The following is a 246-nucleotide window of genomic DNA, read 5'->3' on the forward strand; positions in this document are numbered from 1 at the left end:
CTTAATGGGTGAAGTAGATTTTTATTTATTGCGCTAAATCTATCTACCTTTATTACCTCTTCGTCGGATAGTATTGGAATATCGTAGGCATTAAATATTCTAGTGATTATACCACCATATGGAAGCATCATGTCTCTCTTAGATAGTTCTATCATGTTTTGTCGGATAAGGTATCCAAAACAGATGTTATGTCCTTTCATGATCCAACACATGGTTCCTAATTCCATTTGACTCACTTCATCATGA

General features: G+C 34.6%; 1 protein-coding gene. It reads right to left on the bottom strand.

The window, feature by feature from the left end; genetic code table 11:
• Nucleotides 1-200 (bottom strand): hypothetical protein (locus KVS69_RS20195; protein ID WP_217540047.1); only part of this gene is annotated, 200 nt, incomplete at its 3' end.
• Nucleotides 201-246 lie beyond the last annotated feature (46 nt).

The sequence above is a fragment of the Stenotrophomonas sp. GbtcB23 genome, from assembly GCF_019091045.1.
Lineage (GTDB): Bacteria > Pseudomonadota > Gammaproteobacteria > Xanthomonadales > Xanthomonadaceae > Stenotrophomonas > Stenotrophomonas rhizophila_A.